The 16,110-nt window shown below is 43.6% G+C and carries 14 protein-coding genes and 1 pseudogene; 11 read left to right on the top strand and 4 right to left on the bottom strand.

Annotated elements, in window-relative coordinates; all coding sequences use genetic code 11:
* From F6J99_RS28200 to F6J99_RS28180, 5 genes are all read left to right on the top strand, one after another.
* The coding region (locus F6J99_RS28200) for a sensor histidine kinase (RefSeq protein WP_293117597.1) at nucleotides 1-517 on the top strand (517 nt) is incomplete at its 5' end.
* A gap of 219 nt (nucleotides 518-736) precedes the next feature.
* A complete protein-coding gene (locus tag F6J99_RS28195) occupies nucleotides 737-2,296 on the top strand; it encodes a response regulator (protein WP_293117594.1) in 1,560 nt (519 codons plus the stop codon).
* A 49-nt stretch (nucleotides 2,297-2,345) separates the two neighbouring features.
* The gene (locus F6J99_RS28190; protein ID WP_293117592.1) at nucleotides 2,346-3,659 is read left to right on the top strand and encodes an aminopeptidase P N-terminal domain-containing protein; all 1,314 of its coding nucleotides are present in this window, start codon (nucleotides 2,346-2,348) and stop codon (nucleotides 3,657-3,659) included.
* Between the two features lie 6 nt (nucleotides 3,660-3,665).
* Nucleotides 3,666-3,947, top strand: coding sequence for a hypothetical protein (locus F6J99_RS28185; RefSeq protein WP_293117589.1), 282 nt, complete (start codon nucleotides 3,666-3,668; stop codon nucleotides 3,945-3,947).
* Nucleotides 3,862-5,463 (top strand): peptide ligase PGM1-related protein, encoded by a 1,602-nt coding sequence (locus F6J99_RS28180; protein WP_293117587.1) that lies wholly within the window; start codon nucleotides 3,862-3,864, stop codon nucleotides 5,461-5,463. The genes F6J99_RS28185 and F6J99_RS28180 overlap by 86 nt, the downstream gene beginning before the upstream one ends.
* A 344-nt stretch (nucleotides 5,464-5,807) precedes the next feature.
* On the opposite strand, the gene F6J99_RS28175 is transcribed toward F6J99_RS28180, so the two are convergent.
* Nucleotides 5,808-6,242, bottom strand: coding sequence for a hypothetical protein (locus F6J99_RS28175; protein ID WP_365974346.1), 435 nt, complete (start codon nucleotides 6,240-6,242; stop codon nucleotides 5,808-5,810).
* A 42-nt stretch (nucleotides 6,243-6,284) separates the two neighbouring features.
* On the opposite strand from F6J99_RS28175, the gene F6J99_RS28170 reads away from it, so the two are divergent.
* A complete protein-coding gene (locus tag F6J99_RS28170) occupies nucleotides 6,285-6,488 on the top strand; it encodes a hypothetical protein (protein WP_293117585.1) in 204 nt (67 codons plus the stop codon).
* A 58-nt stretch (nucleotides 6,489-6,546) separates the two neighbouring features.
* Nucleotides 6,547-7,122 carry a plastocyanin gene (gene petE, locus F6J99_RS28165; protein ID WP_293117583.1) on the top strand — a complete coding sequence of 192 codons (576 nt, stop codon included), beginning with the start codon at nucleotides 6,547-6,549 and terminating at the stop codon, nucleotides 7,120-7,122.
* Nucleotides 7,123-7,190: 68 nt separating this feature from the next.
* Here petE and F6J99_RS28160 read toward each other — a convergent pair whose 3' ends face one another.
* Nucleotides 7,191-7,427, bottom strand: coding sequence for a hypothetical protein (locus F6J99_RS28160; RefSeq protein ID WP_293117581.1), 237 nt, complete (start codon nucleotides 7,425-7,427; stop codon nucleotides 7,191-7,193).
* Here F6J99_RS28160 and F6J99_RS28155 point away from each other — a divergent pair.
* Complete coding sequence (locus F6J99_RS28155; RefSeq protein ID WP_293117578.1) at nucleotides 7,426-8,151, top strand: c-type cytochrome; 726 nt, start codon at nucleotides 7,426-7,428, stop codon at nucleotides 8,149-8,151. The two genes, F6J99_RS28160 and F6J99_RS28155, sit on opposite strands and share 2 nt — an antisense overlap.
* Nucleotides 8,152-8,484: 333 nt before the next feature.
* On the opposite strand, the pseudogene F6J99_RS28150 reads toward F6J99_RS28155, so the two are convergent.
* Both F6J99_RS28150 and F6J99_RS28145 read right to left on the bottom strand, forming a co-directional pair.
* Nucleotides 8,485-9,843: pseudogene (locus F6J99_RS28150) on the bottom strand (transposase).
* A 289-nt stretch (nucleotides 9,844-10,132) separates the two neighbouring features.
* The gene (locus F6J99_RS28145) at nucleotides 10,133-10,321 is read right to left on the bottom strand and encodes a hypothetical protein (protein WP_293117576.1); all 189 of its coding nucleotides are present in this window, start codon (nucleotides 10,319-10,321) and stop codon (nucleotides 10,133-10,135) included.
* Between the two features lie 692 nt (nucleotides 10,322-11,013).
* On the opposite strand from F6J99_RS28145, the gene F6J99_RS28140 reads away from it, so the two are divergent.
* The 3 genes from F6J99_RS28140 (at nucleotide 11,014) to F6J99_RS28130 (ending at nucleotide 15,991) form a co-directional block, all read left to right on the top strand.
* The gene (locus tag F6J99_RS28140; RefSeq protein WP_293117573.1) at nucleotides 11,014-11,961 is read left to right on the top strand and encodes a pentapeptide repeat-containing protein; all 948 of its coding nucleotides are present in this window, start codon (nucleotides 11,014-11,016) and stop codon (nucleotides 11,959-11,961) included.
* Nucleotides 11,962-12,670: 709 nt separating this feature from the next.
* Nucleotides 12,671-13,555, top strand: coding sequence for a pentapeptide repeat-containing protein (locus F6J99_RS28135; protein WP_293117570.1), 885 nt, complete (start codon nucleotides 12,671-12,673; stop codon nucleotides 13,553-13,555).
* A 363-nt stretch (nucleotides 13,556-13,918) separates the two neighbouring features.
* Nucleotides 13,919-15,991, top strand: a complete 2,073-nt coding sequence (locus F6J99_RS28130) for a pentapeptide repeat-containing protein (protein WP_293117568.1) — start codon at nucleotides 13,919-13,921, stop codon at nucleotides 15,989-15,991.
* Nucleotides 15,992-16,110: the final 119 nt, after the last annotated feature.

Here is a 16,110-nt window from a genome sequence, read left to right as displayed (position 1 = left end):
TCGATATATAGATGATGAAAGTATCCTGGATATCCTCTGTGAAAGCCGCAATCGTCTCCAAGTCATGGCCTTAATCCATGAGAAACTTTATGGCTCTAAGAACCTCAGCCAGATTGACTTCCAAGATTATATTCAATCCCTGACTAAGGACTTATTAGGATCTTATGCCTGTACTAATAATCCCCCTAGGATTAAGGTTAATTTTGTTCAGACATTTCTGGACATCGACAGGGCAATTACCTGTGGTTTAATTATTAATGAGTTAGTCTCCAATTCCCTCAAACATGCTTTTCCAGAAGAAGATGGCGGTAAAATTATTGTTGACTTTAAGTGCTGTGAGGATAACTATTTTGAACTGATCGTCAGTGACAATGGTCTTGGCATCCGAGAAGGTATAGATTTAGATAACCCCAAGACCCTCGGTCTACGCTTAGTCCATACCCTAGCCACTAAGCAACTCAAAGGTGAAGTTGAGTTAGATACAAGTCATGGTGTTATGTTTAAAATTAAATTTTAATAAAGTTTAAAATTGTTTAAACAAGCTTAAAGCATTAGTAAATTTTTCAAGACCCACCTCGAATTGTGATATAGAACTATTAGGTGATGATGCAGTTAACTAATCGGCAGCACAGAACCAAGGCAAAAGTTATTAAGTAGGGAGAACAAACTGGCTTGCTTCAAGGTTAAGACAAGGGACAACCCAAGGTAACTTGAAAAGCAATTCCATAACTAGGAAATGTCACAAATAAACATCTTAGTGGTTGAAGATGAAGCGATCACAGCTGAAGTTATTGCTGAACAGCTCATACAGTTGGGATACACCGTAACCGATAGCGTTACCTCTGGCACGGGCGCTATCAGCAGCACTGCCAAGAACCAGCCTGATTTAGTCCTGATGGATATTACCTTAGATCCAAACGATATAGATGGCATAACTGCTGCTCAGCGTATTCGGGAGCAATTCCAGATTCCGGTAGTCTATTTGACAGCCCACTCTGATGAGACTACCCTAGCCCGAGCTAAGATGACAGCACCGTTCGGGTATCTGATCAAACCATTTAACGAACGGGAATTGCGGGTAGCGATTGAAACGGCCCTCTATCGGCACCAGCTGGAAAAAGAGTTAGTCAAACAGCAGGATGTCCTAGCCACAATACTCAGCTCCACTAATGATGCCGTGATCGCTACCAATGAAACAGGGGCAATCACCTACATTAACCCAGCAGGGGCAACCCTCACTGGCTGGACAGTAGCAGAAGCTTCTGGGCAAAGCATTACAGATGTGATTCAAATTGTAGACGAACTCACTGATACCCCACTCCAGAACCCAGTCATGGAAGTGCTTCAGGAAGAAAGGGTCATTTTTAGGGATCAGGGCATAGGTTTGATTGCCAAAGACGGTAGCAAGATCCCGGTGGGAAATAGTGCTTCCCCCATTACAGAAGAAGATGGTAGCATCAAGGGTGTAGTTCTTGTGCTGTGGAATATCAGTAAACAGCAAAAACCCGAATTATTGGCAGTAGAAAGAGCAAAATTGCCAGCAAAAGCTGGCGTTAGCATACAATATGAAGCTCAAGCGGGTCAAATATTGTCTGCAGTACAAGAACTAGGGGAACTGAAATCTGACCTAATCGCTAGGATTTCCCATGAGTTTCGCACTCCCCTATCGATTATTTTAACTGCTGCTGAACTCCTGCAAAAATACGGGTCTAAGTTGTCACCCCACAAACAAGAAAGAAACTTGTATCGGATTCAATCATCAGTGATGCGAATGACTCGAATTATGGAGGATGTTCTGACCTTAAGCAAGGCTGAATCCGGTGAACTCCAGCTCAACTGTGTGCCCGTAGATGTGGTTGAATTCTGCCGCAGTTTAGTGGAAGAGCACCAAATCATGGTGGGAAAGCGCTATACTATCGGTTTGATTCCTCAGGATTCCCCTGGCCTAGTTGAGTTGGATGAAAAAATCCTACGGCAAATTTTGAGCAATTTGCTGAGCTTAGCAACTCAGTACTCCTTGAAGGGTAGTATGATTGCTTTGGAAATGTTTTGTGAAGATAACCAAATTGTGTTCCAGGTAAAAGACCAAGGCAGTGGGATTGTGCCCGAAAGTCAGGGACAATTATTTGAAGCGTTCTTCCGAGCTAGTAATATTGGTTCTATGTCTTCTTCAGGAATCGGGTTAAGCATGATCCGCAAGTTTGTGGATTTGCATCGTGGTCAAATTACCTTAACTAGTCAAGCCGGAGTTGGTACAACCTATACGGTAAAATTGCCATTAATAGGTTCTATATAGGTGGACTTAGGCTAAAAAGAAATATAGCGAACAACTAACCAATAACTAAATGATTCCACAAACCGAATATAAAGAACGTCGTGAACAGTTGATGAGTAAGATTGGCAACGGAACCGCAATCTTTCGGAGCGCCCCGGTTGCCATTATGCATAATACGGTGGAATACAATTTCCGACAGGATAGCGATTTTTTTTACTTGACAGGTTTCAATGAACCAGAGGCCGTAGTTGTACTAGCGCCCCATCACGAAGAACACCGATTTGTCCTGTTTGTGCAACCGAAAGAACCAGAAAAAGAAGTCTGGACAGGCTATCGGACAGGTGTCGAAGCAGCAAAAGAAAAATTTGGAGCCGATGAAACCTATCCGATTACTGAGTTGAATGAGAAGCTACCTCAGTATTTAGAAAAGGCCGATCGAATTTATTACCATTTGGGACGGGATAAACCTTTCAATGATACCATCCTGAAACACTGGCAAAGGTTGATGAGACTTTATCCCAAGAACGGAACCGGACCGATGGCTCTCGAATCCACTAACTTAATTCTATATGGGATGCGCCGGGTTAAGAGTACTAGGGAATTGAAGTTAATGAGTCAAGCTGTGGAAATCTCTGTGGATGCCCATAACCATGCTAGAGCATTTACTCAACCTGGACGTTATGAATATGAAATCCAGGCAGAGCTAGAACATGATTTTCGGCGACGAGGTGCCATCGGACCGGCCTATCCGAGTATAGTAGCATCTGGTGCCAATAGCTGCATCCTACACTATACCGAGAACAATCGACAGATGCAAGACGGGGATTTACTACTGATCGATGCTGGTTGTTCTTATGGGTATTATAACGCTGATATTACTCGGACATTTCCAGTGGGTGGTAAGTTTACCCCAGAGCAGAAAATTCTGTATGACCTGGTCTTGAAGGCACAGTTGAATGCGATCGCACAAGTTAAACCAGGGAATCCCTATAATCAATTTCATGACACCGCTGTGAAAATCCTGGTGGAAGGGTTAATCGATTTGGGACTCCTGGCTGGTGATAGTGAGGAAATTATTAAAGAGGAGAAATATAAACATCTATATATGCACCGCACCGGTCACTGGCTGGGATTGGATGTCCATGACAGTGGAGGCTACAAGCAGGGGGAAAACTGGCAGATTTTTCAGCCCGGTAATGTAGTAACAGTGGAACCAGGACTTTATATTGGTCCTGATACTGAGCCAATAGAAGGTCAGCCAGCTATTGATCAGCGGTGGCGCGGGATTGGGATTCGGATTGAGGATGATGTGTTAGTGACTGAGTCAGGGAATGAAGTCTTGACTGCTGGTGTGCCGAAATCCGTAGAGGAGCTAGAAACTTAAGCTATTGTGCATCTACAGCAAGATATCAGCCAGTGGGTTGCGTTACGGGACGGGTTCAGGGGCTTGCGAGGTGGAAAATCAGAGGCTTTCCGTCCCGGACACACCCTACTCACTTTTTTATTCTCCATTCCCGATTCCCGATTCCCGATTCCCTGTTCCCGATTCCCTGGGTGCAGCGCTATAGCTACCGTTTTAGAAAACAATGGACAATGTGAAGAATTCTTTCTCTGGGCAAGGGTCAGAGTTTCAGCAACTACAGCACCAATTACGCGATCGCTGGCAGAGTAGTGATCAATTTGACCAAGACGAACACGATATTCTGGTAGTGCCTTCTGTCAGTGTTGATCAACGGGAACTGCTGAAAGTTGAGGGTTTTTTGCACTACGAAGAACGGTTATTATTTTCCCTAATTCGTCTGCGCAACCCTTACACACGGTTAATTTATGTTACCGCTGTGCCGTTGCCACCGATTGTGATTGATTACTACTTGCAGCTTCTGCCAGGAATTCCCTTCTCCCATGCACGCGATCGCTTACTGCTGTTTTCCACCTATGATGCTTCCCTCAAACCCCTCAGCCAAAAGATTCTAGAACGTCCCCGCTTGATGAAGCGGATTCGTCAAGCTTTGCGTCCAGGAAAGTCTTACATGTCTTGTTACAACTCTACTAATCTGGAGCGCGAGATATCCTTAAAATTGAACTTACCCCTACTTGCCCCAGACCCAGATTTGCTTTATTGGGGTACCAAGAGCGGTAGTCGGCAAATTTTTGCTGACAGTGGTGTCCCCCATCCCGACGGCAGTCAGTTAGTCTGGAGTGTTGATGATTTAGTCGAAGCAACAGCTGAGTTATGGTACAGGCAACCGCAACTAAACAAGATTGTGATTAAACTCAACGAAGGGTTTTCTGGAGAGGGTAATGCTATCCTGGACTTGAAACCACTATCGGAGGTAGGTCCGGGAAATGTTTCCCATGCTCAAACAGTAGCGGCTTTGAAAGAAAAGATCGTCCATTTGAGATTTCAAGCCAGTGGGGAAACGTGGGAGAGTTATAGCAGTCGGATACCGCAGTTAGGGGCAATTGCCGAAGCATTTATTCACGGAGAAAAAAAGCGTTCACCTAGCGTTCAGGCTTATATTACCCCCCATGGCGAGGTCAAGATTCTCTCGACTCACGATCAAATTCTTGGCGGACCAGACGGTCAGATTTATCTAGGTTGTCGATTTCCCGCTGATCCAGGTTATCGCCTACAATTGCAAGATTGGGGAGTACGAGTCGGTCAGACCTTAGCGGAAAAAGGAGCAATAGAGCGTTACGGTGTAGATTTTGTGGCTGTTCATCAGCCTGATCGGGGTACCTGGGATTTACAAGCCATTGAAATCAACCTCCGCAAAGGCGGTACCACCCATCCCTTTATGACCCTGAAATACATGACCAATGGTCGCTATGACCTCTCCACAGGTCTTTTTTTCAGTCAGCAGGGTCAACCAAAGCACTATATTGCCACGGACAATTTACAGAAAGAGAGTTACAGAGGGTTAATGCCCAATGACTTGATGGATATTATCGCCTACCATCAACTGCATTTTGATAGCAGCACTAAAACTGGCACTGTATTTCACTTGATGGGCACACTCTCTGAATTTGGCAAACTAGGATTAACTAGCATTGGAGATTCTCCCCAACAAGCAGAAGAAATCTATAACCAAGTTGTGAGGGTACTGGATCTAGAAACTAAATCTGACCAAGATGCTAATATCCCAGTTTCCCATCCTAGTCTCCCGATTACTTGGAATAGAGAATAAAGGGAATTGTAGAATTAAGAATGGAGAATTAAGAATTAAGAATGGAGAATGGAGAATGGAGAATGGAGAATTAAGAAGTAAGAATTAAGCATGGAGCATGGAGCATGGAGCATGGAGCATGGAGCATGGAGCATGGAGCATGGAGCATGGAGCATGGAGCATGGAGCATGGAGCATGGAAAATTTAGAATGTATAATGAAAAACTTATAATGTAGAGGTCTAGGGGCTAAATTAGCAATTATGACAGAAAACTTTAACTATGTTATAGTTGACTTCCAAATTCTTAATTATACATTCTTAATTATACATTCTTAATTATACATTCTTAATTATACATTCTTAATTCAAAACGTCTTTGCCGAATGGGTTAGTGGATCAAAATCAAATCGCTGCTCGTAGTTGGTTTCTCCGTAAATATTAAAGGTAATTGTTGGTTCATATCCCATTGCTTCCACACTATGGATTGCATCAGAGTTAAAACTAATAATATCTCCAGGGAATAGGATTTTTTCCCCTACTTGTTCGATGCGATCGCGAAAATCTGGGTCATCAGTACGCCGCCAAAAGGTGTTTTTTTCCTGGCCACTGATCACCGCTACTATTCCCCATGTACCATGGTTGTGAATCGGAGAAACTCCCACAACCAATACTGCTCCTGGTGAGAGTACTACAGAGGAAGGCAATCCTTGTGCTGGTAAAAAGAATGCTTGTGCCGGTAAATCTAATCCTTGTGCAAGTAAAAAGAATCCTTGTGCCGCTAAATAAGCTTCGTTAATCATCTACACCGATGATCACCGGGACCTAAGATGCTGTGATCATCGGTGGAGCGAGCCCCTATTACTGCTGGTGTGATGGCAGCTTGGGATTTCCCTGGGGATACTACCTGGGCCTACTACCTGGGAATACTAGCATATTACTTAATTGCTGCCTCGCTGATCTCTGTGCCAGCTGCCCTTCCCTTTACCTGTAGGGCTTCTATGGAATCTGATCCTAATAACTTTGAACAAAAGTTTGACAGCTTGTAATGTGTATGACAGGTTGTCATATAATTGAACCGTTGACAGTCATGGTTCAATTTTTTTTATGAAAAACATAGCATTGAAAAAGCTACTATCACTGCTTGTGGTAACCTTCTGTATCTTGACCTTTACCTATGGTTGCGCTGGCTCAACTACAGCTACTGTTCCTCCAGAAACCACACCTGCCCCAACTGCTGAAGTTGCCCAAGAGGTAGAATCCCCAGCGGAAGCCCCTGAAGTGGCTGAAGAAGAAGCCGCCCCAGCCGAAGCTACTGAGGTCGCTGAAGAAGAAGCCGCCCCAGCCGAAACCACTGAGGTCGCTGTAGCACCTGAGCCTGCTGCTGCAGCTGATGCAGGAACCTACACTGTAAAAATGGGTACAAACAATGGGCAACTAAAATTTGAACCAAGTACTCTTACCATCAAAGCTGGTGAGACCGTCAAGTGGGTGATGAACAACATTGGTCCTCATAATGTTATTTTTGATGACTCCCCATCACTGACTCACAAAAACATGTTGATGGCTAAGGGTTCTTCCTATGAATCTACCTTTGATGAGCCTGGTACATACTCCTACTACTGTGCCCCCCACCGTGGTGCTGGCATGGGAGGCACAATCATTGTTGAAGCTGGATCATAGTAGCGCTAGAACTAGGGCTGTTGATCAAGACTTTATTTGAATGTGACAACCACACAGCTTCCACAAGATTAACCATTATAAGACTTACGCGATCGCAAATCGTGGTAGTTTCGTGAATTAAAATCAGCACTTACCCAAGGACTATAACCGTAGGGTATAACTCTTAAGGGCGCAGGGTTTGCGCCCTTACTGCGTTTCAAATCAGGAAATAAACCAAGAAGTTTGACAGCTTGTCTTTTGACGGAAAGAAAAACATGATCTGACAATCCTGTATGGACTAGCCCACTTGTTTTTTTTAATCTCATGAGACAAATTGCATTGAAAAAGCTTTTATCACTCCTAGTGGTAACGGTCTGTGTCTTGACCTTTACCTATGGTTGCGCTGAGTCAAGTACAGCGACTGTTCCTCCAGAAACCACACCTGCCCCAACTGCTGCAGTTGAAACAGTGGAATCCCCAGCGGAACCCACCGAAGTAGCAGAGGAAGAAACTACTCCTGCTGAACCAGAAGCAGTAGCAGAGGAAGAAACTACTCCTGCTGAGCCAGAAGCAGTAGCAGAGGAAGAAACTGCTCCCGCTGAACCAGAAGAAGCAGTAGCAGAGGAAGAAACTACTCCTGCTGAGCCAGAAGCAGTAGCAGAGGAAGAAACTACTCCTGCTGAAACAGAAGAAGTAGCTGTAGCACCTGAGCCTGCTGCTGAGCCAGAAGCAGTAGCAGAGGAAGAAACAGCTCCTGCTGAACCTGTCGAAGTAGCTGCAGCCATAGATGAAGCAGCCCTAAAGAAATCAGCACAAGTCTTCGCAGGGAACTGTGCCGCTTGTCATGCGGGTGGAAAGAATTTAATCAATGCCCAAAAAACTCTGAAAAAGGATGCCCTTGAGAAGTATGGCATGTATTCTAAGGACAAGATCGTTTACCAGATCACCAATGGTAAACCCCCCATGCCAGCCTTCAAAGGTCGTATACCAGCGGATCAGATTGCAGCCCTTGCTGATTATGTGCTGTATCAAGCTGACAATGGTTGGTAATAGCTTGATTCAATTGGGTTTATAAACGATTTGTGAAAATCAATGGTAAGCATTCAGCGATCAGCTATCAGTTATCAGCGATCAGCGATCAGCGATCAGCGGTCAGCGATCAGCGATCAGCGATCAGCGATCAGCTAAAGGCTGACTACTAAAGGCTGACGGCTGACGACTGAATTCTTACTCACAACCGATTTATAATTCCTAGATCAGTATTAGTGGTTAGTAGTTAGTTGTTGGTGTTATTTTCATTACCAACTGGCTGCTGACCACTAATTATTTTTTTTGACATCCTCCCCCGTTAAATCAGAGATTATAACGGGGGATTCCCAAACCTCACGATCTGGGTTTACTGCTTCTTAAGCACTTATCTAGGTTGTTACCAACCCCCGACAGCCCGCCTACACAGTCAATTTTTCCCACGATCTGCCCGACCGCAGTGATACCACGTTGACAAATCACTTGAGCAGCTGAAACATCTCTGTTGATCTCGTAATGGCATTCGGGACAAAAGTGGATACGTTCAGATAAATCTTTTTTGCCTGTATGTGTAGCACAATTTGGACAAATTTGACTAGTGTACCTGTGATCAACCTTGCCAAAATATACTCCTCGTTTCCAACAAACCCAGACCAGAATATTGAAGAACTGACCAAAACCTGCGTCAAGGGTATGTTTACCTAACATCCCTTTTGCCCAAGTTCTAAAATCTAAGTCTATGTCCTTCGGACAGGCTTCGCCAACAACAAATATCATTCCAGCTTGGTCACAAAGATGATGTGCTAACTTAAAGCGATGCAGCGCGGTCTTGGGGGTTTCCCCCATGAGCGACTGCATCAAGACAGTGAAAATCTTTTCGAGTATCTGATATTTTTTGATGAAGTCTTGCAATTTTACAATTAAGTTTATGTCTATTTGCCGACCCTTTTTTCTTTAACTTTAATCTGCGTTGTAGCAACTCGCGCGTTCCCTAGCGCCGTGCGACGGCGCGGGGTCGCTCGTCAATTTCAGCTTACCGTGCAGCTTGGTTAAAAATCTAGGCCGCTCTATTAACTCATTGTCGGAAGTTGCTAAAAACTTGTCTAGCCCAATATCAATCCCCAGTGGATGACCCCACGCTGGTATATCAGGAATACTGACTTCACTTTGTAAAGACAGCATTGCAAAATAACCACTAGCCCGTTTAACTATCCTAACTTGCTTGATTTTAAATCCATCTGGAATTGGTCGTGACAATCTCATCTTAACTAATCCAATCTGAGGTAGCTTGAGCCACTCGTTTTTCATTGGATTAGTTTTAAACTGAGGGAATACAAACGACCGCATCCGGTATTTATTTTTAAATCTAGGAAAACCATATCTCTGCTCTCTCATATTATTAAATGCTCGGTCTAAATTCTTTAAGACTTGTTGTAAAACTTGAGCATTTGTTCTTTTAAGTTCAGGATTGGTCTTTTTGGCTTTAGTTAATTTTGCAGCTTGTAATTTGTAGTTGGGATACGGTTCATCTGCTGGAATTATATATTCCTGCTGTAAAGAACAATAATTAACTGCACATTTCCTACTTTTGTACCAGTCTTTTCGTTCTCTTAAGGCGTAATTCCAAACCTTTCTACAAACCTTCAAGATATCTTCGATTACGGCAATTTGTTGTTGAGAGGGAATTAACTTGTACTCGTAGGTTAGTGTCAGCATACTTAAATTATAACACAATTCTATCCAGGAATGCTACTTGAGTAGAACTAAGCTTTTGGCCGCAATTCACCTCCCGCTAACCCTGCGGGTATAACGGGAGGTGAATTGCTCTATATCGATAGCGCTGTGCTATAACTGAAGATCTTTTTAATAAGATGATTATTGATTTAACATTTTCTCGGTATTTACTAATGATATTGATCGAGATTTTTGTTTCCATTAATCATCAGCTAAACATCAAATCATCAAGGGGTGATAATGATCATTATCACCCCTTGAGCCCCTAAGATTATTCCTCTTGCTCCATCGGCAGACCTATATCAAGAAAAATCAGAAATTTCCCATGGGGCATCAACTGCTTCATAGCCTGGGAATGGCTCTTGGCATCGGAAGGGTTGCAGAACCGAGCGAAAACTAGTGGTGGCATGTGGGGCAATAGGCAAATCATTACCCATGGGTATAGTTGACTGTAAGACATAATGTAAGTTGTCTCCTGTAAATGGGGATCAAGAGCCAGCCCTCCAGCCGAGAACATCTGCGGGCTGGCTCTTCCGTGGAATTTATTCTCCACGCTTATTAGTATATCACAAAAAAAACATAATATTATAGCATATTTTGAAAAATTTTGTAACAAATTCCTTTAGGGAGTCGGGAGTCGGGAATCGGGAATAGGGAATAGGGAACAGGGAATCGGGAATCGGGAATCGGGAATAGGGAGGTATATAAGATGTAGGAGGTGTAGGAAGTATGGGGTGGGGCGATAATTTTGTATTTTATTAAGTTTTTTTGGTCAGGATTTGTGATACCATATATATGGTTTTTATTAACACAATCTTAATCAGCTATAGCGAACAGGTTTATAATGGCAACTGCTCTGCTTCGGTTTTCCTTAGGGATTCTAATCGCAAAGGCATAGCAAACCCATCTTAATTAATAAGCAAAAATCTGATAAGCATCACGACTATAACTATCACTAATTAGACTATGTATCGGGAGTATATCTTTTGTGTTAATCCCTGATTCAGATCCCCCTAAATACCCCTTAATAAGGGGGACTTTTGAATCTAATTCCCCCCTTTTTTAAGGGGGGTTAGGGGGGATCGATGTCCCTAATTACCAAGGTGACATGCTCCTTATTGATCTCTTATCAAGTAGGCGTTTAAAATGCTAATGAAATCTCAAACAATTCTAGCGAGATATGCCCAAGGAGAAAGGGATTTCCGAAAGGTAAATCTCAGGGGTCAGTCTTTCCAAGGGAGAAACCTGTCTGGGGCAGATTTTAGTGACGCTGATCTTAGAGGAGCTAACTTTAAGAATGCGATGCTCAGGGGAACTAAGTTCCGTCAGGCTAAGGCGGGATTACAAAGATCCTGGTCAATTGTTATTCTCTTGGTTTCATCGATAGCGTTAATACTATCAGCAATTGCATCATTTTATGGTGGGTGTTATGCAGCATTCATTGTTAACTATGTCAAGGGAGCAAACCTAATCTTTGCCTGGATAGCGTTGGTAGCAATAATTGTTTTATTTGTTGTTATCTTTGGTCAAGGTATTCAAACAGTCCAAGCCTTAGTGCTAGGCTTGGTATTCGCCGTAGCCGTAGCTGTTGCTGTAGCAGGAGCCTTTGCCTTAGCCTTTCCCTTCGCCCTAGCCTTTGCATTGGGTTTACCCTTGCTCATAGCCGTAGCCGTAGCTACAACTGGAGCCGGAGCGGGAGTCTTAGATGGTGTCTTAGTGGGAGTCTTAGGCTTGTTGGTAGCGGTAGGTGGAGCTGTAGCTGGAGTCTTGGCGGTACAGCAGTTACCCTTGCCCTTTGCGAAAACAGGAGCCTTGGGCTTCGAGGTGGCCTCTGCCATAGCTGGAACCTTAGCCTTCCTCTTGGCCTTACTTGGTTCTTACCTGGGCTGGGATGCTCTCAACGAAGACCCTAAACATGCCTGGATTCGGAAGAATGCGATCGCATTTGCGGCTACAGGGGGTACTAGTTTTTACAACGCTGACCTAACCGATGCTGATTTTACGGGAGCTACCCTCAAAAGTACAGATTTAAGAAAGGCTAATCTTACTGGTGCTTGTTTGGAAAATACTAGTAAACTTGACCTGGCTAGACGAGATTAAACGTAAGCTATCAACCGTCAGCTGTTAGCTGATAACAAGCGTAATTATTCAGTTGGGAGTGGGGAGTCGGGCTATTTCATTGCTCCCCCCTTATCAAAGGGGGGCTGGGGGGGATCGATTCCAAATCTGCTTCAGGGTTGAGTACCCCCTAAATCCCCCTTAGTAAGCAGGGCTGTTTCATTTTCATGAATAAATTGTCAATTTAATCCCGTGAAAGGGAGGTGGGGTAATGGGAAGAGGGATTTTTTTAGCTTGAAAATACCTTTTTATTAATAAAAATTCCCCCTATCTCCCTATCTCCCTATCTCCCCACCTCCCCACCAATCAAATTTTAGTCCGACTTTGAAACAGCCCTGCCCTTAGTAAGGGGGACTTTTTATCCTAAAACTAGCGCTATATTTTTAAAGTTTCTTAATTTGCTGCAGTCAGAAAATATGATACGATTGTCAGTGAATATACTGAAACTCCTTTTTTAGGGAAACTTTTTTTCTTCGGTTTTCCCTAGGGAGCCTAATCCCTAAGTCAAAGTAAATATATCTAAATTAATTAATTAAAAAAATAATCTAATTATTAATACTTCAGGTAAGCCGTCAGCCGTCAGCCGTCAGCTCTTAGTTATCAGCTTGTTTTATTCAAAAGCTGAATGCTGAAGGCTGAATGCTGAAGGCTGAATGCTCATAACTGATAGCTTACTATGTTACTACCACTAATGGAAGCTAATGAAGTTCTAACCAGATATGCAAAAGGAGAAAGGGATTTCCGAAGGTTAAATCTCAGAGGTCAGTCATTTCAGGGGCAAGACCTTTCAGGAGCAGATTTTAGTGAAGCTGATATTCGAGGCGCTAACTTTAAGAATGCTACTCTAACCGAAACTAACTTCTGTAAGGCGAAGGCTGGATTACAGCAACGGTGGGTAACTGTTCTTATGTTAGTTTCCTGGATAGTGTCAGGACTATCAGGAATTCTCTCCTTCCTTGGTGGGGGAGTAGTAGCGTTTATCTTTGACAACTTAGATAACCAAGTCTCCGGCTGGATAGCTTTGGTTTGTGTAATTATAGTATATATTGTTATCCTGCGTAAAGGTATGGGAGCAGGAGCCGTCCTCGGTATCGTCTGTGTTATCGGTGCTGTCAGCACCGTTGCCATCGACAGCGGCAGCTTCAGCAGCTTCGCCTGCCCGATTGTAATCGCCAGCATCTACGCCGTTGCCATCACCAGCGCCAGCGCCAGAACCAGCGCCAGGGCCAGGGCCAGGGTCGTTAGCCTCTTCATCACCAGCGCCAGCGCCAGCGCCATCGCCTTCCGATTAAGCGGAGCTGTAAACATAGCCGTAGCCATAGCTGTAGCCTTAGTCTTAGTATTACTTGGTGCTTACCTGGGCTGGCGTGCTCTAAAAGGGGACCCCCGAGATGCCTGGATTCGGAAGAATGCGATCGCATTTGCGGCTACAGGGGGTACTAGTTTTTACAATGCTGACCTAACCGATGCTGATTTTACGGGAGCTACCCTCAAAAGTACAGATTTAAGAAAGGCTAATCTTACTGGTACTAGTTTGGATAATACTAGTAAACTTGACTTGGCTAGACAGAGCTAAGGTGAGCTATCAGTTATCAGCCGTCAGCTGTCAGCCGTCAGCCGTCAGCCGTAAACTGAAAGCTGATAGCTGAAAGCTGATAGCTGGTTATAGCGCTATACTTTTAAAGTTTCTTAATTTGCTTCGGTCAGAAATATGATATAATCCTCAGTAAATACACTGAGAGCAGTTTATAATTAAAAATCTTTTCCTTCACTTTTCCTCAGGGAGTCTAATCGCTGAGTCAGGGTAAATACATCTAAATTAATTAATCAGCAAAAATCATCTAATTATTAATACTTAAGGTCAGTGGTCAACTTGTTTTATTCAAAAGCTGATAACTGATAACTGATAGCTGACCGCTGACTATATTACTACCACTCAATGAAAGCTAATGAAGTTCTAACCAAATATAAGAATGGAGAAAGGGATTTCCGAAGGTTAAATCTCAAAGGTCAGTCATTCCAAGGAAAAGACCTTTCAGGAGCAGATTTTAGTGAAGCTGATATTCGAGGAGCAAACTTTAAGAATACTAATCTAAGCGGAACTAACTTCTTTAAGACCAAGGCTGGATTACAAAAACGGTGGGTATTTGTTCTTCTGTTGGTTTCATGGATAACGTCAGGACTATCAGGACTTGTCTGCTTATTTGCTGGGGTATTAGTAGGGTTAATAGTTGAGTCTAACGACGTAGCGGAGCAAGTCGTAGGCTGGATAGCGTTGGTGGTAATAATTGTGTTATTTGCTGTAATCCTTCGTCAAGGTATCGGAGGAGCATTCGCGGTAGCGGTAGCGGTAGCCTTTGCCGTAGGAGTAACGGTAGCTAGAGCCAGAGCCGGAGTCGGAAGCGTAGCGGGAGCCGGATTCGTAGCCGGAGCCGGAGCCTTTGCCGTAGCCGCAGCCTTCACCGTAGCCTTTGCCGGAGCGGTAGCCGTAGCCGGACCAGTAGCGGTATCGGTAGCGGTATCGGTAGCCGGAGCCTTTGCTGTAGCTGGAGCCTTAGCGTTAGACTTAAAAGGACTCCCAGCCGTAGCGGTAGCCGGAGCCTTTGCCGGAGCATTACTTGGTGCTTACCTGGGCTGGCGTGCTCTAAAAGGGAACCCCCGAGATGCCTGGATTCGTACTATTGCGATCGCCTTTGCTGCTACAGGAGGTACCAGTTTTTACAACGCTGACCTAACTGATGCCGATTTTACCGGAGCTACCCTCAAAAGTACAGATTTAAGAGAAGCTACGCTTACTCGTACTTGTTGGAAAAATACTATTAAACTTGACCGAGCTAGACCAGGTAAAACTATCTTAGCTGATACGGCTGTCAGAGAGTTATTGGTTAGTGGTAATGGTTACAATAAGTCTTATGTGGATGGTAATCTCAGAGGTGCCAATTTAAGAGGAGCTAATTTAAATAAGGCTAATTTAAAATGTGCTGATATTAGCGAAGCCACCTTAGAGAAGGCTAATTTAGAATGGGCTAATTTAACTGAAGCTCAAGCAGTTGGTACTAATTTTACTCATTCTTATTTAACCGGAGCTTGTTTAGAAGCGTGGAATATTGACTCAACAACTACGTTAACTAATATTGATTGTCAGTATGTCTTTTTACTAGAAAAGCCCAATCCTCAAGGAAATCGAGAGCGTCGTCCCCATGATCCTGACCGGGTTTTCCAACCAGGGGATTTTGAAAAGCTCTATAAGAAGATTATCAATACGGTGCAGATTCTGCTGCGTAATGGTGTTAATCCAGAAGCATTTTGTGAAGCCGTTCAAAAATTAATGGCAGAAAATCCTGCAATTACTAGTGATTCGATTCAAGCGATTGAGAAGAAAGGCAATGATGTTTTACTTACCTTAGAAGTGCCAGAAGGAACAGATAAAGGTAAATTTGAAAGACAATTTTTTGCAGTTTATGAAGCTAGGTTGGAAGCAGCGAAACAAACTGCTCTGCTAGAGGCGGAAAGAATTCATAATCAAGATTATAAGGAATTTGTTAGAGCTGCTTTGACTAGCCATCAGTCATCCAACCCAATAATCAATCTTACAAATACCGCTAAAGCGGAGAGTGATATGTCAGATAATGCCCGTAATTTTAATATAGATAATCTAGATATAGATCAAAGCCAAGCTAATAATCCTAATAATTTTAATGTTTTCAACGACAATGCTAGACAAGTCAACACTAATAATTTTACATCAGAGCAAACCAAAAGCCTAGCCGAAGCAGCAGCAGAAATCCAGCAACTGCTAAACCAACTATCCCAGAGTAATCCCACGACAACCAACAAAGAGAAGATGATAGTTGTAGGAGAAGTTATTGACCAAATTGAGACTAACCCAACCCTAAAAGCCAAGGTAATCAATGCCCTGAAAGCAGGAGGAGTAGAAGCTTTCAAGGAAGCTATAGATCATCCTCTGGTTAATATTTTGATGGCTACAGTCGAGGGATGGACAGAAATTTAGGTTTTCTTTAAGTGTGGGGAGATAGGGAGATGGGGAGATGGGGAGATAGGGAGATGGGGAGATGGGGAGATGGGGAGATGGGGAGATGGGGAGATGGGGAGATAGGGAGATAGGGAGAT

This window comes from Moorena sp. SIO4G3 (genome assembly GCF_010692305.1).
GTDB lineage: Bacteria > Cyanobacteriota > Cyanobacteriia > Cyanobacteriales > Coleofasciculaceae > Moorena > Moorena producens_A.
This window is presented reverse-complemented; position numbering and strand designations above follow the sequence as displayed.